Consider the following 19,309-nt stretch of genomic DNA (forward strand, 5'->3'; position numbering starts at 1 on the left):
GGCCAAGCCATGACCCGGGATATCGGCCGGTTGCACGACTGTTGCCGCCCGTTGGGAAAAGAATGGCGGCTACATGGATCGAGGGCTCCGCCAAGTCCCTTCGGAGGCAGGGCAGTCGGAGGCTTCCGGGGGCCATCGCTTTTCGGCCGCGGTCGCGGATTCCCCCGGCTTTCGGGTCACCTCGGCCGGGGGCCGACTCCCGTCGAGGGCGGCTGTGTCCGTCTCCCGGGCACTCGGCGCGGTCGCCCGGACACTCCGCGCACCCCGCCGGAACCGTGCGTCACTTGCGCCGCGCGCATCGAATCCGTACCGCCCAGGTGCGCCGCGCCCCCGTCGTGGCGCATTCTTGCTGTGTCGCCCGCTCGGCGGGCACGGACGAGGCAGGGCTGATGACTGGGAGCGCGGAGGACATAGGGACGCCCGGGCGGCTGGCCGCGCTGCTGATCGACGCCTCGACGGAGGCGATCGGCGCGGCCGGCGGGCACTCGGGCGGCGTCTATCTGCGCTCCGGCACGCCCGGCCTGCTGCGCCTGGCCGTGCTCTGCGGGCTGCCCGGCCCGCTGTTCCGTGCCTGGTGGCGGATGCACGTGGACCGGGCCTTCCCCGTGGCCGACGCCTACCGGCTGGGCGTCCAGGTGGTCCTCCCCAACGCCACGGAGACAATGCGCCGCTACCCCCAGTTCGCGGCCAGCCTGCCCTTCCAGTTCGGCTCGCTGTACGTGCCCATCACGGCGGGCGCGACCACCTTCGGCGTACTGACCGTGCTGCGGCCCTCCGCCGCCGACGCCACCGAGCTGCTGCGCCACCGCGACCGCATGGTGGGCCTGGCCGAGGAGCTGGGCGAGGATCTGCGGGGCCTGGACGTCGAGGGCGGCGCGACGGTCGCCTGGGACGGCGAGCCGGTCTGCGTCCGTCCGCCGGGCGCGAACCGGCCGACGGGCCGGGCCGGGGTCTTCGCCTGGGACCCGGTGGCGGACGTCGTGACCGTGGACGAGCGACTGCCGGGGCTGCTGGGCGGCCCCAAGGACGAGATCTCTGCTTCGGCGGCGGCGCTCGCGGACGCGGTGGCCGGGTCCGACGCCGAGCGGATCATGGCCGCGCTCCAGGACACGGCCGCGGGCCGGCCGCCCGCCCTGCCCCTCTACACCCAGGCCAAGGCCGGCCCGCTCCGGCTGGTCGAGCTGTGGAACCCGTACTCCGCCGCCCCCGGCAGCCCCTCGGACCCCCGTCCGGTCCGGGGTCTGATCGTCGAACCCGGGCCAGGACCGGCCGCCGACGCGACCGCCGACCTGCTGCCCGAGGGCGTGCTCGGCCTGGACCGGCTCGGCCTGGTCCACTACGCCAATCCGCGCGCCGGACAGCTGCTGCACCGCTCACAGGGCGATCTGCTGGGCCGGCCGCTGTGGGAGGCCGTGCCCTGGCTGAACCAGCCCGCCTGCGAGGACCATCTGCGCAGCGCCCTGCTCTCCCCCGACCCGGTCCGCTTCCACGTCGAGCGCCCCGCCGACGACAGGGGTGGCGCCGACACGGACGGCGCCGCCACGTCGTACGAAAGCGCCTGGCTCGATGTCTCCGTGCATGCCGGCGCGTCCATGCTGACCTTTACGTTCCGTCCGGCGAACCGGGTGGCGACCACCGCGGCCGACATGGACGTGCCGACCGACGCGTCCCGGTCCGGCATGCCGTCGCTGGCCCCGCTGTACCGGCCCATCGTCCTGGCCATCGCGCTCACCGAGGCGGTCACGGCACGACAGGTGTCGGCCGTGGTCATGCGGGAGCTGCTGCCCGCGTTCGGCGGCGGTCGGCTCGCCCTCTACCTCCTTCAGGACCGGCACCTGTACCTGTCCTGGGAGACCGGCTTCCCCAAGGGGTTCCTCGCCCCCTTCGAGGGGGTCGGGCTCGATGCCCGGCTGCCCGGTGTCGAGACGCTGACCAGCGGCCGGCCGCTCTTCTTCGACTCGATGCAGCAGCTGTCGGCCGCCTACCCCGGGATCGCGCTGGACGCGGCCGAGGGAGCGCGCGCCTTCCTGCCCCTGATCGCCTCGGGCCGGCCGGTCGGCTCCTGCATCCTCGGCTTCGACCGCCCGCGCAGCTTCAGCACCGAGGAACGCACGGTCCTCACCGCGCTCGCCGGGCTGATCGCCCACGCCATGGAGAAGGCACAGCGCTACGAGAGCGAGGCCGCCCTCGCGCGCGGCCTCCAGCAGGCCCTCCTGCCGCGCAAGCTGTCGGTCCACCCGGACGTGGAGACCAGCGGACGCTATCTGCCCGGCACCCAGGGCATGGAGGTGGGCGGCGACTGGTACGACGTCGTGGAAGCCGGGGACGGGCTCGCGCTGGTCATCGGCGACGTGCAGGGGCACGGGGTGCAGGCGGCGGCCACGATGGGTCAACTGCGCACCGCGGTACGGGCGTTCGCGCTCGGCGACCGACCGCCGGACGAGGTGCTGAGCGGCACGAACCACCTGCTCATCGACCTCGATCCCGGGCAGTTCGCGAGCTGCTGCTACATCCGGCTCGACCCGGCCTCCGGTCGGGCGCTGGCGGCCCGGGCGGGGCATCCGCCGCCGCTGCTGCGCCGCCCCGACGGTCACACCGAGGTGGTGGACCTGCCCGGCGGGGTCGTGCTCGGGGTGGACCCGCACGCCCACTACCCGGTGGCGGAGCTGGAGGTCGAGCCCGGCGCCATCCTCGCGCTGTACACGGACGGCCTTGTCGAGCGGCCCGGCGTCGACATCGACGACGGCATCACGGCCCTGCGGGTGGCACTGGCCAAGGCCGGCGCCTCGGCCTCCCGGGCCGGCGGACGCTCACTGGCAGGCGTCGCCGAACGCCTCACCGCGGCGGCCCGGCACACCGCCGACCGCCCCGACGACATCGCCCTGCTGCTCGCCACCCGCCGCAGCGACCGGCGTTGACGCCTGTAATTGGCCCCCACGACCCCACGGCGCACAGCAACCGCACAGGAACCAGGGCGCGCCCTGTCACCCTCTGTGACGACTCTCGCCTCGCGCGGCCCGGCAGTGTAGACATGAGCACATGGTCCGACTTCTGGGTCGTTCCCAGGCCCGGTCGACCCACCGGTCTGGCCCCACGCGCACCCGGCACACGTCTGCCCCGGGGTCGACGCACACGGATCGCGCCGGACGCGAGCGGCTCTCGGCACTGCGGTCGGCGCTGAACGGGCGCAGCGTCGCCGGACAGGTGTTCCTCCTCCAGATCGTGATCGTGCTGCTGCTGGTGGTCGCCGCCGTGGTGGCGCTGGTCTTGCAGGTGCGGCACGACAGCACCCAGGAGGCCCGCAACCGCTCGGTGGCCGTCGCCGAGTCCTTCGCCAACGCCCCCGGCACCCGCGAGGCGCTCAGCGGTTCCGACCCCACGGCGGTCCTGCAGCCGCGCGCGGAGGCGGCCCGCAAGGCGACCGGCGTGGACTTCATCGTCGTCATGAACACCGACGGCATCCGCTACACGCACCCGAAGCCGGACCGGATCGGCAAGAAGTTCGTCGGGACGCTGGCGCCCGCGCTGGCCGGGCGGACCGTGACCGAGGAGGTCGACGGGACGATCGGCCGGCTCGTGCAGGCGGTGGTCCCGGTCGAGGCGCCCGGCGGCAAGGTCGTCGGCCTGGTGTCGGCCGGCATCACCACGGAGAACGTGGGCGGCGCCGCCGACCGCCAACTGCCCCTGGTCCTGCTCGCCGCCGCCGCGGCACTCATCCTGTCCACGGGCGGCACCGCCCTGGTGAGCAGACGGCTGCTGCGCCAGACGCACGGCCTGGGTCCGCACGAGATGACCCGGATGTACGAGCATCACGACGCGGTCCTGCACTCCGTACGGGAGGGCGTGATCATCTTCAGCGGCGAGGGCCGGCTGCTGCTCGCCAACGACGAGGCGCACCGACTGCTCGACCTGCCCGCGGACGCCGACGGCAGGCCCGCCCTCGACCTCGGTCTGCCGCCCGACACCGCCGACCTGCTCGCCTCCGGACGGCTGGCCACGGACGAGGTGCACCTGGTCAAGGACCGCCTGCTCGCCGTGAACCAGCGCACCACGGACGTCAAGGGCGGCCCGCCCGGCTGGGTCGCCACGCTGCGCGACTCCACGGAGCTGCGCGCCCTGTCCGGCCGCGCGGAGACGGCACGCGAGCGCCTGAACATGCTCTACGACGCCGGGGTGGGCATCGGGACGAGCCTCGATGTCACCCGTACCGCCCAGGAGTTGGCGGAGCTGGCCGTCCCCCGGTTCGCGGACTTCGCGACGGTCGACCTCTTCGACGCCGTCCTCAGCGGCGGCCAGCCGGAGGCGGTGACCCCGGTACGCCGGACCGCGCTCAGCGGGATCAGCAAGGACGCGCCGCTGTACCCCCTCCAGCAGCAGATCCGGTACGTCACCACCGCGCCGCAGTCGCGCAGCCTGCGCTCGGGCCAGGCCGTGCTGGAGCCGGACCTGGCGCGGGCTGCGGGCTGGCACGAGCAGGATCTGGAGCGGGCCGCCCAGGTGGTGGAGTACGGCATCCACTCGCTGATCACCGTGCCGCTGCGGGCCGGGGCGATGGTGCTCGGCGTGGTGAGCTTCTGGCGCTCGCGGAAGCCCGAGCCCTTCGACGCGGACGAACTGGCCCTCGCCGAGGAGCTGGTGACCCGTGCGGCCGTCTCCATCGACAACGCCCGCCGCTACACCCGCGAGCACAGCATGGCCGTCACCCTCCAGCGCAGCCTGCTCCCGCGCACGCTGCCCGAGCAGACGGCCCTGGACGTCGCCACCCGCTATCTGCCGGCCCAGGCGGGCGTCGGCGGCGACTGGTTCGACGTACTGCCCCTGTCGGGCGCCCGGGTCGCCCTCGTGGTGGGCGACGTCGTCGGACACGGGCTGCACGCCGCGGCCACGATGGGCCGCTGCGCACGGCGGTCCACAACTTCTCCGCCCTCGACCTGCCGCCCGACGAACTCCTGTCCCTGCTCGACGAGATGGTCGGCCGCATCGACCAGGACGAGACACCCGAGGACGGCAGCGCACCGGTGATCGGCGCGACCTGTCTGTACGCGATCTACGACCCGGTGTCCCGGAACTGCACGGTCGCCCGCGCCGGACATCCGCCGCCCGCGCTGATCCGGCCCGACGGCAGCGTCGAGTTCCCCGAGGTGCCCGCCGGTCCGCCGCTGGGCCTGGGCGGGATGCCGTTCGAGACGGCGGATCTCCAACTGCCGGAAGGCAGCCGCCTCGTGCTGTACACGGACGGGCTCGTCGAGGACCGCGAGCACGACATCGACGAGGGCCTCGACCAGCTGCGCGAGGCACTGGAACAGGCCGGCCCCTCCCCCGAGGACACCTGCCGGGTGGTGCTCGACGCACGGCTGCCGTCCAAGCCCGGCGACGACATCGCCCTGCTGGTCGCCCGCACCCGCGCGCTGCCCGCCGACCGGATCGCCGAGTGGGAGGTGCCGTCCGACCCGGCCGCGGTCGGCGAGGTGCGCGCCCGCGTCACCCGCCGGCTGGCCGAATGGGGCCTGGACGAGCTGGTGTTCACCACCGAGCTCATCCTGAGCGAGCTGGTCACCAACGCGATCCGCTACGGCGGGGAGCCCATCCGGGTGCGGATGCTGTTCGACCGCACCCTGGTCTGCGAGGTCTGGGACAGCAGCAACACCTCGCCCCATCTGCGGTACGCGGCGATGACGGACGAGGGCGGGCGCGGCCTGTTCCTGGTGGCCCAGCTCTCCGAGCGCTGGGGCACCCGTTACACCCCGGCGGGCAAGATCATCTGGACCGAACAGCCGCTTCCCTGACCGAACCGCTTTTCGTTCTTCCCTACGAAGTTTTCACGCGATGGGTGTCACACGTCTGTTTCTTCTGATAGGAAACCTTCCTATCAGTGTGACGCACGACCAACTCCCCACCCCCCACTCCCCTTTGGAGCCTTCGTGAGGAACACCCCGGACGACGCGACCCGTTCCACGCACACCTCGCGCCGCACCCTCCTCGCCGTGCTCGGCGCGTCGCTCGTCGCGGCGCCGCTGCTCAAGCCCGCGCACGCGTCCGCCTCCGCGTCCTCGGCGGCCGCCTGTACACCGCTCGACAACTCGGCGAAGAAGGAGATAGCCATGAAGCTCGTCTCCAGCGCCGAGAACTCCTCGCTCGACTGGAAGGCGCAGTACAAGTACATCGAGGACATCGGCGACGGCCGCGGCTACACGGCCGGCATCATCGGCTTCTGCTCGGGCACCGGCGACATGCTCGACCTCGTGGAGCTGTACGCGGCCCGCAAGCCGGGCAACGTGCTCGCCAAGTACCTCCCGGCGCTGCGCTCGGTAGACGGCACCGACTCGCACTCCGGCCTGGACCCGAACTTCACCAAGGACTGGCGCACGGCGGCGGCCGACAGCGTCTTCCAGCAGGCCCAGAACGACGAGCGCGACCGGGTGTACTTCAACCCGGCCGTCCAGCAGGGCAAGACGGACGGGCTCGGCACGCTCGGGCAGTTCGCGTACTACGACGCCATCGTCATGCACGGCGACGGCTCCGACTCCACCAGCTTCCGCAACATACGCAAGCGCGCCCTCACCAAGGCCAAGCCGCCGGCCCAGGGCGGCAACGAGGTCACGTACCTCAACGCCTTCCTGGACGCGCGGGTGTGGGCCATGCAGCAGGAGGAGGCGCACAGCGACACCACCCGGGTCGACACCGAGCAGCGGGTCTTCCTGCGCAACAACAACCTGTGCCTGAACACGCCCCTGGACTGGAAGGTCTACGGGGACAGCTTCCACATCAGCTGACCGTGCACCGCATCGGCCAACACCCCTCCTCACCTAGGGGTGTTGGCCGATCCGATCCACGACACCCATTTCCTCCAGGCCGCGCATCTCGCGATACCCGTTGGATGCCTCGAAGTCTCCGTCCTTCCAGTCCCCGCTGCTCCCCTTCATGCTCAATCCCAGGTAGGCGTAGGTCTCCGGGTCAAAGATGAAGGCGAAATAGATCTTCGGATACGAGACGGCGACGCCCCGGCGGCCGAGGGCATCCACCGCCTGACGGTCGATCCGGATGCCGGGAATCTTCGCGACGGCCTCGAACGTGGCGGCCTCAAGGCCGGGCGGCATGACCCGCGGCACCACGAAGAACTGGCAGGCGTTCATGAACGCCAGGCTGTCCTGACCCTGGCTGGGCGCCCTGAGCCACTTCAGGAGCGTGTCCGGGTCCGTCGGCCATTTCGCCAGCTTCGCGTACACGGTCGGCGGCCACATCACCTCGTGCTCGCCCAGCGGCGGATCGTTGTAGATCTTGCCGTACTGCTCACGCCTGGAGGGCTTGGAACCGTCCACGGAGGTCCAACTCTCGTCCGTCCAGGTCCTGTTGCGCCCGCTCTTCACATAGGTCCGGGTGATGTACGTCTTGGTGTACACGTACTGGTCGTTGCGCGGAATCGGCATCCTGGTGCCGTCGGCCCGGGACCTGTCCGCGGCCTTGCGCAGCAGTTGCGCCGCGCTCAGGGTGGTCATGCGCGGGGCGTCACCGTCCCCGTCCCGCCTGGTGGCGACTACTACGCCTCCCGCGACCGCCGCCGCGGCCGTCCCGGCGACGCCGACCCTGAGCATCAGCCGGCGGGACAGGGCACCCGGGCGGCTCTCCTGGACGATGGCGCGCTGGAGACGGACTCGGGCGGCCGAACGGGCCTCGTCGGTCAACGCGGGTACGTCGGCGTGCAGTTCACGCACTGCGGTGAGGTCATCCACGATCGCTCTCCCCGTTCTTCTTGGTCGCCTCGGTCGTTTCCGTCTCGTCGTGAAGGGCTGTGGGATCCGTCCCGCCCAGCGCTCCGCGCAACTTGGTCCGGGCCCGGTGCAGTCGTGAGCGCACGGTTCCGACCGGTACGCCCAGGGCCTCGGCGGCCTCCGCGTAGTCGAGATCACCCCAGGCGATCAGCAGCAGTACGTCTCGGTGGCGGGCGGGCAACTGCGCGAGGGCGCCCGCGAGTTCGGCGCGAGAGCTCTCGGCGCTCACTCTGGCGGCCACGCGGTCGGCGAGCGGCTCGCCCTCCGCCGGGGAGGCTGCGGCGACCCGGGAGAGTGCCTTGAGGCGGCGGGCCTCGGCGCGCCGGTGCTGGCCGACGAGGTTGGTGACGATGCCGTACAGCCAGGGGCGTGCCTGTGGGCGCGAGAGGTCGTAGCGGCGTCGCTGCTGGAAGGCGATCACGAAGGTCTCGGCCATCAGGTCGTCGGCGGCCTCGGCGCCCAGGCGTCTGGCCGCGTACCGGTGGATGTCGTCGGCGTAGCGGTTGAAGAGCTCCGCGAACGCGTCGGGCTCGTCCCAGGACCGTTCGACGACCGAGGCATCGGAGACTTCGGACACAGGGTCGTCGTGCGGGCCGAGAGCAGGCGGGGCCCCTGTGCTCGGCAAGGCGGTCACTGCTCGCCTTTCAGGTTCACGGGCTTTCTCCAGGTCGCGGGCACGGTCGACTGCTGTTGGCCGATACCCGCGTTCGAGTTCCCGATCCTGACTCATAACTTTGATTTATGAGCCCATAGATCGGACCCGCATACTGACTAAGGCTTGCCTTAGTTTAGGCTTCCGTGGAGTCGATCCATCTCCACTCGAAGGGAACCTGATCATGCCGCGCCCCCTGCGGGTAGCCATCGTCGGAGCCGGCCCCGCCGGGATCTACGCCGCCGACGCCCTGCTCAAGTCCGAGGTGGCAGCCGAGCCCGGCGTGTCCATCGACCTCTTCGAGCGGATGCCCGCCCCGTTCGGCCTGATCCGCTATGGCGTCGCCCCCGACCACCCCCGCATCAAGGGCATCATCACGGCCCTGCACCAGGTGCTCGACAAGCCGCAGATCCGGCTCTTCGGCAACGTCGACTACCCGACCGACATCTGCCTGGACGACCTGCGCGCGTTCTACGACGCCGTGATCTTCTCCACCGGCGCCACGGCCGACCGCGAGCTGTCGATACCGGGTGTCGAGCTGGACGGCTCCTACGGCGCCGCCGACTTCGTCTCCTGGTACGACGGCCACCCGGACGTGCCGCGCACCTGGCCGCTGGAGGCCGAGAAGGTCGCCGTCCTCGGCGTCGGCAACGTCGCGCTCGACGTGGCCCGCATCCTGGCCAAGACGGCGGACGAGCTGCTGCCGACCGAGATCCCGCCGAACGTCCACGAGGGCCTCAAGGCGAACAAGGCGCTGGAGGTCCACGTCTTCGGCCGCCGCGGCCCGGCGCAGGCGAAGTTCTCCCCGATGGAGCTGCGGGAGCTGGACCACTCCCCCAACATCGAAGTCATCGTCGACCCCGAGGACATCGACTACGACGAGGGCTCGATCGAGACCCGCCGCGGCAACAAGCAGGCCGACATGGTCGCCAAGACCCTGGAGAACTGGGCGATCCGCGACGTCGGCGACCGCCCGCACAAGCTGTTCCTGCACTTCTTCGAGTCGCCCACCGAGATCCTCGGCGAGGACGGCAGGGTCGTCGGCCTGCGCACCGAGCGCACGGCCCTGGACGGCACCGGAAACGTCAAGGGCACCGGCGAGTTCAAGGACTGGGACACCACCGCGGTCTACCGCGCGGTCGGCTACCTGTCCGACAAACTCCCCAAGCTGCCCTGGGACATCGACTCCGGCACGGTGCCGGACGAGGGCGGCCGGGTCATCCAGGAGAGCGGCGAGCACCTCCAGTCTACGTACGTCACCGGCTGGATCCGGCGCGGTCCGGTGGGTCTGATCGGCCACACCAAGGGCGACGCCAACGAGACGGTGTCCAACCTCCTCGCCGACTTCGCCGGCGGTCGGCTGCACGAGCCGGCCACGCCCGCTCCCGAGGCCGTGGACGCGTTCCTCGCCGAGCGGAACGTCCGCTACACCACGTGGGACGGCTGGTACCGCCTGGACGCGGCGGAGAAGGCGCTGGGCGAGCCGCAGGGCCGCGAGCGCGTGAAGCTGGTCGAGCGCGAGGACATGCTCAAGGCGAGCGGGGCGTAGGCGCTGCCGCGCGGTGGACCGGGGGGCTCCGTCGGGGAGTTGAACTCCGAGGCGAGTGAACTCCCTGGCCCACCGCGGCTGTTCGTGAGTCTTCGTCAGGCGTTCAGCGCCTGACGAGGTCTCGCCGCGCCACGGCTGCGAGTACCGCGACCAGCAGGGTGAGCGCGGCGACCTGCCCCAGGGCGCCGCCCAGGTACACCGCGGGCAGTGGGACGCCGAGCCACGGGTACAGGGCCGTGACCCGGACGACCAGGAGCAGCAGGCCGAGCGCGGCGAGGGCGACCGCTCCCCCGGCAGGGCCTCGGTCCGCGCCGCGGCTGCGCAGCACCAGCCAGCCGGCGGCGCCGACGAGGAAACAGGTGGCCGGTGCCCAGGCCGTGTCCGGGGCGCCGGGCAGCAGGACGATGGACGCGCCCGTCACCACGGCGAACCCCGCGAAGACGAGGCCGGGAGTGCCGACGGGCAGCGCGGCGGCGGGGGCGTCACGGTGATAGGCCGCGCAGAGCGCGAGCGCCGAAAGCCAGCCGAACAGGGCCGTGACGACGGCGAACCACGGTTCCGACAGCACCACACTGTCGGTGACCAGCGGGCCGACGAGCGGCCAGAGCGTGGGCAGCGCGGCCAGCAGCACGGACGTACGGGCGAGGCGCCGGCGGTCGTGCAGTAGGGCGAAGTAGCCGACCGCCCAGAGCAGGGGCAGTGCCCAGGTGGCGACCTCGACGACACCGAGAAGCAGCCCCTGGCCGGTGAACGCCGACACGAACATGTCCCACTGGCTCGGACCGTGGGTCGACGCCCAGGTCAGCCCCAACACCCGGTCGACGAGCGCGGCGGTCGCCTGCAGCAGGACGGCGAAGAGCGCGAAGTGGCGGACGGTCGAGCCGAGCAGCGCGTAGCGCCGGGGCACTCCGGAGACGGCGAGCCGGCTGCGCACGGCGAGGGCGACGATGCTCGCCGTCTCGCCGAGGGTGGGCCGGCGCTGGTCCTGGGTGTCCCGGTCGAGGCCCCACAGGTACGTCTCGACCATCTCCTCCTCCCGGGCCCGCCGGTAGTAGGCGGGGAGCAGGCGCAGTACGGCGCGGTAGCGCGTTTCGAGCAGCGTCGTCATGCGAGGCCTCCCGCCAGTCCGGGTCCGGTCGTGGGGTTCGCGGCGGCTCCGGGGGCCTTGCGCCCCTCGGCGATCCGCTGCTTGGCGGCGGAGGCGCCGGCCGCCATCCGCTCCGCCTCCGCGTCGAGGGCCCCCGCGCCCTCGTCGGTGAGGCGGTAGTAGCGCCGGAGCCGGCCGTCGTGCACCTCCTCCCGGTCCAGCACGATCAGTCCGTCCGCGGTGAGCCGGTCGAGTACGCCGTACAGGGTGCCGACGCGCAGTTGCACCGCGCCGTCGGAGAGTTCGTCGACCTCCCGCAGAATCCCGTAGCCGTGCCGGGGCTGGTCGGCCAGCGCGGTCAGGACGAAGAAGGCGGCTGTGGTCATGCCCTTCGATGCCATGCGGCCAGGATATATCGGCGCCCGATATATATCGAGCCGGCGAGGCCGATGGCGTGTCGGAGTCCCCCGAGAAGCGGGTCGCGGAAGCCCCGAGAAGTACGAACAGGACCCGCCCCAAGCGGATGGTGGGCGGGCCCTGTTCGCGGAGGACATTGTCGCGGCCGGGACACGGCAGGGGCAGGAGTGAACCGCCGCGAACTGGAGTGCGCCGTACGCACCCCGAGTGCGCGCGTCCGGGTCCCGTGCGCGCGACCCCGGATGATCCCGCGCGAGCGGCGCGGACGATACTGGTGGGTGCACCTGCCCCCCGCCCCGACAAGGACTCATGTCCAGCTCCGCCACAGACCGGCCCACCGTTCCCACCACCCTCTGGCTCGCCCGCGGCCGCCGCAGCGGGCCCGAAGCGGAACCCGTCGTCCGGCAGACGCTGCTGCGCCGCAAGAACGACGGGCTCATCGACGACCATCTGGAGCCGCCCGAGGCCCGGACGCAGGCGGAACACGTCTTCGAGGCCCGTTGGAGGGTCGCCGGGGAGGTGACGGTACGGGCCCGACTGAGCCTCTCCCCTGCCACCGAGCAGGGCCAGGAGTGGGTGCTGCTCGCCGAAGCGGAACGCGCCTGGGACCTGGAGTGGCCCTCCCCCGCCACGATGTTCTGGCCCGAGGAGCCGGACGCCGAGTGGGACCGCGAGCCCGCGCGGGGGCTGCGCCTGCGGGAGGTCAATCGCCTGCCGGAGGAGGACAAGGAGATTCGGAGGCTGCTGCGCGACTGCGTGGACGGCGGCTGGGCGCTCAACGTCGTCGTCCACGAGGCCATGACGCCGGACGAGCACGGCCGGCAGCCGCTGAGCCGGCTGCTGCCGCCGAGCCTGCGGCACCGCGTGGTCGAGCACCGTGCCGCGCCGGAACAACTGCGGGTCGTGAACCGGGCGTTGCGGCAGTTCGGCGTCGAGGTCCCGCGCGGCGGGGCGGTCCTGCTGCACGGGCCGCTGCCCGGCGCGGACGCGGCCGACTTCGCCGTACGCAGCGTCTTCCTGGACGGCTCGCGGCCGATCGAGCTGGTCGACGCCCTGGCCCGCTTCACCGCGCTGCCGCCCCCGCTGCCGGACGGTGCCGATCGGTACCTCACCGCGCTGCGGGAGGACTGGCGCCTGATGACGCTGGAGGAGGAACTCGCCCGCGAGCGCGCGCTGGTGGCGATGTACAGCGAGGCGCTGGAGGCGATGACCGAGTCCCGGGACCTGTACCGCGAGGCCGCCGACCGCGCCCACGAGGCGCTGACCGCGTACCGCGAGTCCGGCGCGGCGCCCGCGGCGCCCGTCACCCGGCCGCCCGAACAACCCGCGGCCTCCCCGTTCCAGCAACTCACCCGCGGCCTGGAACGCTTCAGGACAACGGCGAAGTCCCGCCGCCCAAAGGCCGTATCGGAGAACGGGACGGGCCAGGAGAGCGAGGCGGCGGACGGGGACGAGAAGGCCAACGGGCCGGACCCGTCGGCGGGTTGAGGCCGCGGGACCGGTCCGGCCCGAGCCGGGGGCTGCCGATCCGTCGTGGCGACCTGACGCGAACGGCGCCCGGCGGCCCCTCCTCGCAGTCCATCGCGGGAAGGGGCCGTCGGCCGTGGGCCACGACCGGATGCCGGTCTCGACCGGCGCTCCGTCACCGCCGGCCGTCCCAAGTCAGAGCCCACGGCCCGCCCTTGAGCTCCGACGCGCGCCGGCGCGGCCGGCCGGCCCGGTACAGGAGCCGTCAGTCCGCCGGACGGCTCGCCGTGGCCATGGCCCGGCTCTCCATCTCGATCGGCGGCGGTTGCCAGGCGAGGCGGACGACCAGGGCCGTGAGGGCGACCAGGGCCGCGCACACGGCGGCCAGGCCGGCTGCCCAGTTCGGGGCGAGGGTGAGGTCCAGGGCCTGGGACAGGCGGGCCGAGTGGAAGCGGCCCCCGTGCAGCTGGGCTCCGGCGAGGACCGCCGGCACCACCACCGCCAGCGCCAGGAGGACCAGCACCGGACGGAGGGTCAGCAGTACGGCCAGGACCGCGCACAGCGCCGACACTCCCAGCGCGAAGCCGTAGGCACGCAGGGACGCGCCGTCGCGGTGGAGCGGGAACCACAGCAGCGCGCACAGGAGGAGCGCCGCGGCGGAGACCAGCCCCGGCCAGGCCAGGTGCGTGGTGCGGCGGGCCGACCCGCGCGCGATACGGCGTGGTGCGCGGCCGTCCGCCACCACGGGCGGGGCGTCGGGGGCCGGCGGCACCATGAGGCCCTCGGGGACCGCGTACGGGCCGTCAGGCGCCCCCGGCGGCACGGTGTACGGGACCGCGGCGGGCTGCGCGTCGCGCTCCTCGCTGAGCCGGCCGATCAGCTCCACCAGTTCCTCGACGGGCCGCGCGGTGGCGGCGGCGCGGGCCGCCTCCTGTCCGACGTGCGGTTCCAGCGGCGACTGGTGCAGCAGCGCCATCAGCCGGGTCACGTCCTCCACGGGACGGGATTCGGCCGCGGCGCGGATCGCCTCGTCGGCGCTGTCGGCGTCGCGGGGCGGTTGGGTCAACAGGGCGACCAGACGGGTGACGTCCTCCACGGACCGGTCCACGCCGACCGCGCGCAGGGCGTCGACAGTGGCCCGCGCGTACTGGGGCGACTGCTCAAGCAGGGTGATCAGGCGCACGACCTCCTCAAGCGGGCGATCGGCCACGGCCGCGTGCACCAGGGCACCGACCGGGTCGCTGTGCGCCTCGGATATGGAGTGTTCGCTCGGTTGGGGTGATGAAGAGCCACTGCTCATGCTCTGCTCCATGGGAGGGTGTGGCGCCACTCGCGCCTCGGACGCGCTGAACACGTCGTTACGGTGACCATTACTAGGTCCCGCCGCCGCACCGTGCCACTCGGGTGAGCCACCGGTATGACGGCGCCCCGCTCCCGGCGGATCCGATCCCCCGTCAAGTACGTACGAACGCCGGATGGGGGCATCTGGGAGAAGAGCGCGCCGAGCGGCCCGCCGACGAGGAGGACCAGTGAAATCGACCACAGTGGTGATCGTCGTCGCCGTGGTGCTCGCGGTGCTCGTGCTCACCATGGCCGTGACCCTGCTGGTGCGACTGGTACGGACCCGACGGGACCTGCGGCGCGCCGGGCTGCCGACCGGTCCCCGTTGGGTTTTCTGGGGCGCGGTCCTGTATTTCGTCCTACCGACCGACCTGTTGCCCGACCCCGTGTATTTGGACGACATCGGCGTTCTTCTGCTCGCCCTGCGCACCCTGCGCACCTCTCCCGGCAGGCCGAATGGTCACGAAACGTCCCTCTGATTACTCAGAGTAAGGAAACCAATCACTCGTTCGATTCGTATAAGTGACTGGAAGGGCAAGGCAGTCGGCGGACCGAGCGGTGCCGTGGGGATGAGACCGCTGGGTCGGCGCAGACCGACGAGGGAGAGACCATGCAACCGTTCGCGCTCAACTACGCACGTCCGGCGGTGGACTTGGAGGCCACAGCTCCATATGTCTACGACACCGGCCTGCAGTTGAACGTGCTCTTCGACGGACGGGTCGCGGCCCGCGACTTCGCACTCCTGAGAGAACTCGCGACGACCACCTCCACCGCGGGGTCCAAGACGCACTTCGACGACTGAACACGGAACCGCCGACGATGACCGTGCTGATCCTGACCTCTGAAGAGGATGTGACGGCCGACATGGTGGTCGTGCACCTCAACGCCTCAGGGGTCCCCGTGATCCGACTCGACCCCGCCGATCTCACCGGCGGAGTCTCGCTGTCCGCCGAGTACGTGCACGGGGCGTTCCGTGGCCATCTCCAGGCCGCGGACCGCCTCGTGAGCATCAGCGGGCTGCGGTCGATCTGGGTACGCAGGCCGGGTACCGCCGCCACCAGGGCGGCCCAGCCGTCCAGTTGGCTCACCGAGGAGTCCGCACAGGCCCTGTACGGCATGCTGCGCGGCTCGGAGGCGCGCTGGATGAACCACCCGGACGCGGCCCGCCGGGCCCGTCACAAGCCCTGGCAGCTCCGGCTCGCGCAGCGCTGCGGGCTGCCGGTGCCGGCCACCCTGATCACGACGTTCCCGCAAGCCGCGCGGGAGTTCGCGGACCGCTATCCGGACCTGGTCGTCAAGCCGGTCTCCGGGGCGCATCCGCAGGACCCGCCCCGGGCGGTGCCGACCAGCCGGGTGGCGCCGGACACCGACTTCGCGGCCGTCGCGTACGGGCCCACCCTGCTGCAACGGCGGGTCGCCAAGCGGGCCGACATCCGGCTGACCGCGGTCGACGACCGGCTGCTGGCGGCCCGCAAGGCGACGGCGGCGGACGCCGATCCCGACGAGGTGGACGTCCGGTTCGCCTCGTCCGACCTGCCGTGGCAGGCCACCGACGTCCCGCCGCGGATCGCGGAGTCCGTCCTGTCGTACCTGCGGGAGGCCGGACTGTCCTACGGGGCCTTCGACTTCGCCGAGGACTCCGACGGGACCTGGTGGTTCCTGGAGTGCAACCAGTCGGGGCAGTTCGGGTTCGTGGAGGTGGAGACGGGCCAGCCGATCGCGCGGACGATAGCGGAGTGGCTGTCCCGTCCCGGGCCCGAGCCGCATCAGCGGGTCAACGGAACGAGCACGCGGGTGTGTTGAGTGCGGGTCAGTTCGGCCGCGAGCCGGGCAGCAGGGCCGTCCGCTGCCAGCCGGCGCCCGGGGAGGCGGGTCGCTCGGCGGGCGGTGTGGCGCCGAAGGACTGCAGCGGTCGCATGACGTACTCCAGTTCCCGGCTCACGCGCTCGGCCTCGCGACGGGTCTGAGCGGGGACGTCGCCGCGCTCGGCGACGAGTCGGTCGTAGATGGGGGACTCCTGGAACACCCGGCAACGCGCCTCTCCTGTGGGGGCCCACAGGATTGGGCCCGGTCGCCGAGTGTATGCGGAGCAGCACTGCGCGGTGTGAATTACCCGGGGGGACTTGACGCCCGCACATGCGGTGTGAGTGGCCCCGGCACGCTGCCGTGACGAACGGTCAGGCCCCCGTCGTCGAGCCCGGCCGCACGATCATCAGGACGGTGACGGTCGCCCAAAGGAGGTTGAAGACGCCGGTGAACAGGGCGAGTTGTGCGGTGTTCGACCGCTCCACCGGCTGCTCGGCGTCGAGTTGGCCGAGGAGTTCGTCCTGGCGGGGCAGGACGAAGGCGATCAGGATGCCGGCGGCGACGGTGGTCAGGGTGATGGACGCCACGAGCCAGGCGCTGCCGAGCACCCCCATGGCGGCGGCGGTGGCGAAGCCGAAGAGCGGCACGGCGAGGCCGAGGCCGGAGTAGACGCGGCAGATGCGGTGCAGCAGCCGGACGGTGCCCACCCCGGCCGCGTCGACACCGGCCCGGCGTACGGCCGGCGGGAACATGCTGGCCGCGACGGTGACGGGGCCGATGGCGACGATGGCCGCCAGGACGTGCAGGGACAACAGGAACTTGGTCATCGGGGCGCCTTACTCCATGGACGTTCAGCCGTGCGCGGCTCACGCTATGGATCGCCGGGGCGCTCCCACAGGGGCTGAAATGACAAGATCCAACGGATTCTCGCCAACACCGCCACCAGGGGTTCCGTCGGCACCACGCGTCGCATGTTCCCTGCTCCGACCCGGATTTGACGCAAATCCGCCGCCCCACCCGATTCCTCGCCCGCCCTGAGGCGTTGAACACGGCGCAACCAATCCTGCACGAACGGTGAACGCTCATGAGTCGCTCCGGCCGCCTCCTCTGCGCCCTGTATCTCGGCACCAGCGGCGGACTCGCCTGGACCGTGGTCCTCGAACTCCGCTACGGGCCCCTGTGGATCGCCTTCCTGTTCGCCGCCGCGAGCGTGGTCCAGGTGATCGCCGTCGTACGCGAGACCCTGATCCACGACCTGCGCACGTCCTGCGCCGGGCCGCGCCGCCCGGCCCGCTCGGCCGCCGACGAGATCGTCCGTGAGGAGCTGGACGCCGCCTGCTGCGAGCGCTGGTGGACGAGTCTGGGCACCGACCACGACACGGTCTGTCCGCACCTGTTCCCCCGGAGCAGCGCCGCCTGACGACACCGCCCCGGGCGTCCTCGTCAGGCGACCTGTCCGCCGTGCAGGGCGGTGTACGCCCCGCCGTCGCGCAGGAGTTCCTCGTGCGTGCCGACCTCCAGGATCTCGCCGTCCCCCATCACCACGATCCGGTCGGTGCCCCGCACGGTGGACAGCCGGTGCGCCACCACGAAGGTGGTGCGGCCGCGCAGCAGCCGGGCCAGCGCCTCCTGGACGAGGGCCTCCGAGCGCGTGTCCAGCGCCGAGGTCGCCTCGTCCAGGATCAGCACCTTGGGGTCCCGGATGAGGGCGCGGGCGATGGCCAGCCGCTGGCGCTGCCCGCCGGACAGCCGGGCCCCGCGATCCCCGACCAGCGTGTCGAGCCCCTGCGGCAGCCGGTCGACGAACTCCAGCGCGTTGGCGTCCCGCAGCGCCGCCCGCACGCTCTCCTCGTCGGCCTCGTCCATCCCGTAGGCGACGTTCTCCCGGATCGTGCCGTCGAAGAGGATCGACTCCTGCGGCACCACCGACACGAACCGCCGATACGTCCGCAGGTCGAGGGTGCTCATGTCGGCGCCGTCGAGCAGCAGCCGGCCCGAGGTCGGCCGGATGAACCCGATGACGAGGTTGAGCACCGTGGACTTGCCCGCGCCCGAGGCGCCGACCAGGGCGACGGTCTCCCCCGGCACCACGGACAGGGTGAAGTCCCGTACGGCGGGCCGGTCACCGGCCTCGTAGACGTGACCGACCCCCTCGAAGGCGACCGCCCCGCGCAGTGAAGTGACCTCGTCCTTGCCCTCGTTGTCCTCCAGTTCGGGCGCCTGGAGGACCTCACCGACCGAACGCACCGACTCCAGGCCCTTGGTGATGACCGGCGCGAGGGCGGCCAGTGTGGTCGTCGAGTTGGTGAGGGTGGTCAGGAACGCGCTGAGCATGACGACGTCGCCGGCGGTGACGCCCCAGGCGCCGTAGTACGAGACCAGGGCCGCGCCGGCCAGGACCAGCACGCCGACCACGTTGAGGACGACCCAGGCCAGCGAGCCGAACCGGCCGTTGACGAGGTCGAGGCGATTGCCGGAGGTCAGCAGCCGGCTCAGGGTGCCGTCCATGCGGCGCAGCGCCTTGCCCTCCAGACCGTGGGCACGGGTGACCGGGATCAGCCGGGTCATCTCCGTCACCTGCGTCGACAGGGTCTCGACCTCGTGCCTGAAGTGCTCGTTGTGGGTGCGCAGCCGGGCCCGCAGCCGGGCCACGACGATCGCGGCGGCGGGCACGACGACCAGGAAGACGGGCACGAACTCCGGTGTGCGGACGGCGATGATGACCAGTCCGCCGGTGAGCACGGTGATCGCCCCGAGCCCGGTCTCCGCGGTCTGCTGCACCATCTGCTCGACCGTCTCGACGTCCCGCACGACCTTGGCCTGGAGGACGCCGGCGCTGACGCGCGAGTGGTAGCCGATGGACAGGTGCTGCATCCGCGTGCACAGCGCCGACCGCAGGCTGGTGCCCATGCGGCGCACGCTGCCGTACAGGAGGCGCACGTACAGCACGTGCAGCGGGTAGTTGATCAGCAGGATGAAGAGGATGATCCCCGTGCTCCACCACAGGTGGCCGATCGGCCCGTGCTGGACGACGGTGTCGATGATGGACGCGCTGATCAGCGGCAGCAGCCAGATGGGGCTGTGCTTGACCGTGAAGACGCCGACCGCCGCGGCGAGGCGGCGGCGGTCGGCGCGGAACAGGTAGCCGAGTGTGCGGATCGGGTGTTCGTCCCGGTAGCGGTGGTCGAGCGGTTTCTCGGATGACGGCGCCATGCGTGGTG

At 72.0% G+C, this 19,309-nt stretch carries 16 protein-coding genes and 1 pseudogene; 9 read left to right on the plus strand and 8 right to left on the minus strand.

Annotated elements, in window-relative coordinates; genetic code table 11:
* Positions 1 to 389 precede the first annotated feature (389 nt).
* From ACIP6U_RS12065 to ACIP6U_RS12075, 3 genes and pseudogenes are all read left to right on the plus strand, one after another.
* The gene (locus tag ACIP6U_RS12065) at positions 390 to 2,918 is read left to right on the plus strand and encodes a SpoIIE family protein phosphatase (RefSeq protein ID WP_401715397.1); all 2,529 of its coding nucleotides are present in this window, start codon (positions 390 to 392) and stop codon (positions 2,916 to 2,918) included.
* A 121-nt stretch (positions 2,919 to 3,039) separates the two neighbouring features.
* Positions 3,040 to 5,786, plus strand: a pseudogene (locus tag ACIP6U_RS12070) (SpoIIE family protein phosphatase).
* A 135-nt stretch (positions 5,787 to 5,921) separates the two neighbouring features.
* Positions 5,922 to 6,773 carry a chitosanase gene (locus ACIP6U_RS12075; RefSeq protein WP_401715399.1) on the plus strand — a complete coding sequence of 284 codons (852 nt, stop codon included), beginning with the start codon at positions 5,922 to 5,924 and terminating at the stop codon, positions 6,771 to 6,773.
* A 33-nt stretch (positions 6,774 to 6,806) separates the two neighbouring features.
* On the opposite strand, the gene ACIP6U_RS12080 is transcribed toward ACIP6U_RS12075, so the two are convergent.
* Both ACIP6U_RS12080 and ACIP6U_RS12085 read right to left on the minus strand, forming a co-directional pair.
* Complete coding sequence (locus tag ACIP6U_RS12080; protein WP_401715401.1) at positions 6,807 to 7,730, minus strand: CU044_5270 family protein; 924 nt, start codon at positions 7,728 to 7,730, stop codon at positions 6,807 to 6,809.
* Positions 7,723 to 8,346 carry an RNA polymerase sigma factor gene (locus tag ACIP6U_RS12085; protein WP_401715403.1) on the minus strand — a complete coding sequence of 208 codons (624 nt, stop codon included), beginning with the start codon at positions 8,344 to 8,346 and terminating at the stop codon, positions 7,723 to 7,725. Before ACIP6U_RS12085 ends, ACIP6U_RS12080 begins: the two co-directional genes overlap by 8 nt.
* 259 nt (positions 8,347 to 8,605) lie before the next feature.
* Here ACIP6U_RS12085 and ACIP6U_RS12090 point away from each other — a divergent pair, with 259 nt between their 5' ends.
* Entirely contained in the window at positions 8,606 to 9,970 is a 1,365-nt protein-coding gene (locus tag ACIP6U_RS12090) for an FAD-dependent oxidoreductase (RefSeq protein WP_401715405.1), read from the plus strand.
* A 103-nt stretch (positions 9,971 to 10,073) separates the two neighbouring features.
* Here ACIP6U_RS12090 and ACIP6U_RS12095 read toward each other — a convergent pair whose 3' ends face one another.
* Together ACIP6U_RS12095 and ACIP6U_RS12100 are read right to left on the minus strand one after the other, a co-directional pair.
* Complete coding sequence (locus tag ACIP6U_RS12095; protein WP_401715407.1) at positions 10,074 to 11,078, minus strand: hypothetical protein; 1,005 nt, start codon at positions 11,076 to 11,078, stop codon at positions 10,074 to 10,076.
* Positions 11,075 to 11,443, minus strand: coding sequence for a PadR family transcriptional regulator (locus ACIP6U_RS12100; RefSeq protein WP_401715566.1), 369 nt, complete (start codon positions 11,441 to 11,443; stop codon positions 11,075 to 11,077). The genes ACIP6U_RS12095 and ACIP6U_RS12100 overlap by 4 nt, the downstream gene beginning before the upstream one ends.
* A 340-nt stretch (positions 11,444 to 11,783) precedes the next feature.
* Here ACIP6U_RS12100 and ACIP6U_RS12105 point away from each other — a divergent pair, with 340 nt between their 5' ends.
* Complete coding sequence (locus tag ACIP6U_RS12105; protein WP_401715409.1) at positions 11,784 to 12,962, plus strand: hypothetical protein; 1,179 nt, start codon at positions 11,784 to 11,786, stop codon at positions 12,960 to 12,962.
* Between the two features lie 244 nt (positions 12,963 to 13,206).
* Here the strand turns inward: ACIP6U_RS12105 and ACIP6U_RS12110 are convergent, their stop codons facing one another.
* Positions 13,207 to 14,241, minus strand: a complete 1,035-nt coding sequence (locus tag ACIP6U_RS12110) for a hypothetical protein (protein ID WP_401715411.1) — start codon at positions 14,239 to 14,241, stop codon at positions 13,207 to 13,209.
* Between the two features lie 229 nt (positions 14,242 to 14,470).
* Between ACIP6U_RS12110 and ACIP6U_RS12115 the strand changes: the two genes are divergently transcribed.
* From ACIP6U_RS12115 to tgmB, 3 genes are all read left to right on the plus strand, one after another.
* Positions 14,471 to 14,761, plus strand: coding sequence for a DUF1232 domain-containing protein (locus ACIP6U_RS12115; RefSeq protein WP_401715413.1), 291 nt, complete (start codon positions 14,471 to 14,473; stop codon positions 14,759 to 14,761).
* Between the two features lie 131 nt (positions 14,762 to 14,892).
* Complete coding sequence (tgmA, locus tag ACIP6U_RS12120; RefSeq protein ID WP_123996126.1) at positions 14,893 to 15,084, plus strand: putative ATP-grasp-modified RiPP; 192 nt, start codon at positions 14,893 to 14,895, stop codon at positions 15,082 to 15,084.
* Between the two features lie 17 nt (positions 15,085 to 15,101).
* Positions 15,102 to 16,085 (plus strand): ATP-grasp ribosomal peptide maturase, encoded by a 984-nt coding sequence (gene tgmB, locus ACIP6U_RS12125; RefSeq protein ID WP_401715415.1) that lies wholly within the window; start codon positions 15,102 to 15,104, stop codon positions 16,083 to 16,085.
* A 7-nt stretch (positions 16,086 to 16,092) separates the two neighbouring features.
* On the opposite strand, the gene ACIP6U_RS12130 is transcribed toward tgmB, so the two are convergent.
* Positions 16,093 to 16,308 carry a hypothetical protein gene (locus ACIP6U_RS12130; RefSeq protein ID WP_123996128.1) on the minus strand — a complete coding sequence of 72 codons (216 nt, stop codon included), beginning with the start codon at positions 16,306 to 16,308 and terminating at the stop codon, positions 16,093 to 16,095.
* Positions 16,309 to 16,459: 151 nt separating this feature from the next.
* A complete protein-coding gene (locus ACIP6U_RS12135; protein WP_401715417.1) occupies positions 16,460 to 16,915 on the minus strand; it encodes a hypothetical protein in 456 nt (151 codons plus the stop codon).
* Positions 16,916 to 17,172: 257 nt separating this feature from the next.
* On the opposite strand from ACIP6U_RS12135, the gene ACIP6U_RS12140 reads away from it, so the two are divergent.
* On the plus strand, positions 17,173 to 17,508 hold the full coding sequence (locus ACIP6U_RS12140) for a hypothetical protein (RefSeq protein WP_401715419.1): 336 nt from the start codon (positions 17,173 to 17,175) through the stop codon (positions 17,506 to 17,508).
* Between the two features lie 23 nt (positions 17,509 to 17,531).
* Here the strand turns inward: ACIP6U_RS12140 and ACIP6U_RS12145 are convergent, their stop codons facing one another.
* Entirely contained in the window at positions 17,532 to 19,301 is a 1,770-nt protein-coding gene (locus tag ACIP6U_RS12145; protein ID WP_401715421.1) for an ABC transporter ATP-binding protein, read from the minus strand.
* Positions 19,302 to 19,309: the final 8 nt, after the last annotated feature.

The sequence above is a fragment of the Streptomyces sp. NPDC088794 genome, from assembly GCF_044750545.1.
Classification (GTDB): domain Bacteria; phylum Actinomycetota; class Actinomycetes; order Streptomycetales; family Streptomycetaceae; genus Streptomyces.

Bases quoted from the DNA above. Each gene is read 5' to 3' on its own strand.
- ACIP6U_RS12065 (WP_401715397.1), top strand. From the start codon at position 390: ATGACTGGGAGCGCGGAGGACATAGGGACGCCCGGGCGGCTGGCCGCG.
- ACIP6U_RS12090 (WP_401715405.1), top strand. From the start codon at position 8,606: ATGCCGCGCCCCCTGCGGGTAGCCATCGTCGGAGCCGGCCCCGCCGGG.
- ACIP6U_RS12095 (WP_401715407.1), bottom strand. From the start codon at position 11,078: ATGACGACGCTGCTCGAAACGCGCTACCGCGCCGTACTGCGCCTGCTC.
- ACIP6U_RS12100 (WP_401715566.1), bottom strand. From the start codon at position 11,443: ATGACCACAGCCGCCTTCTTCGTCCTGACCGCGCTGGCCGACCAGCCC.
- ACIP6U_RS12105 (WP_401715409.1), top strand. From the start codon at position 11,784: ATGTCCAGCTCCGCCACAGACCGGCCCACCGTTCCCACCACCCTCTGG.
- ACIP6U_RS12110 (WP_401715411.1), bottom strand. From the start codon at position 14,241: ATGAGCAGTGGCTCTTCATCACCCCAACCGAGCGAACACTCCATATCC.
- tgmA (WP_123996126.1), top strand. From the start codon at position 14,893: ATGCAACCGTTCGCGCTCAACTACGCACGTCCGGCGGTGGACTTGGAG.
- tgmB (WP_401715415.1), top strand. From the start codon at position 15,102: ATGACCGTGCTGATCCTGACCTCTGAAGAGGATGTGACGGCCGACATG.
- ACIP6U_RS12135 (WP_401715417.1), bottom strand. From the start codon at position 16,915: ATGACCAAGTTCCTGTTGTCCCTGCACGTCCTGGCGGCCATCGTCGCC.
- ACIP6U_RS12140 (WP_401715419.1), top strand. From the start codon at position 17,173: ATGAGTCGCTCCGGCCGCCTCCTCTGCGCCCTGTATCTCGGCACCAGC.
- ACIP6U_RS12145 (WP_401715421.1), bottom strand. From the start codon at position 19,301: ATGGCGCCGTCATCCGAGAAACCGCTCGACCACCGCTACCGGGACGAA.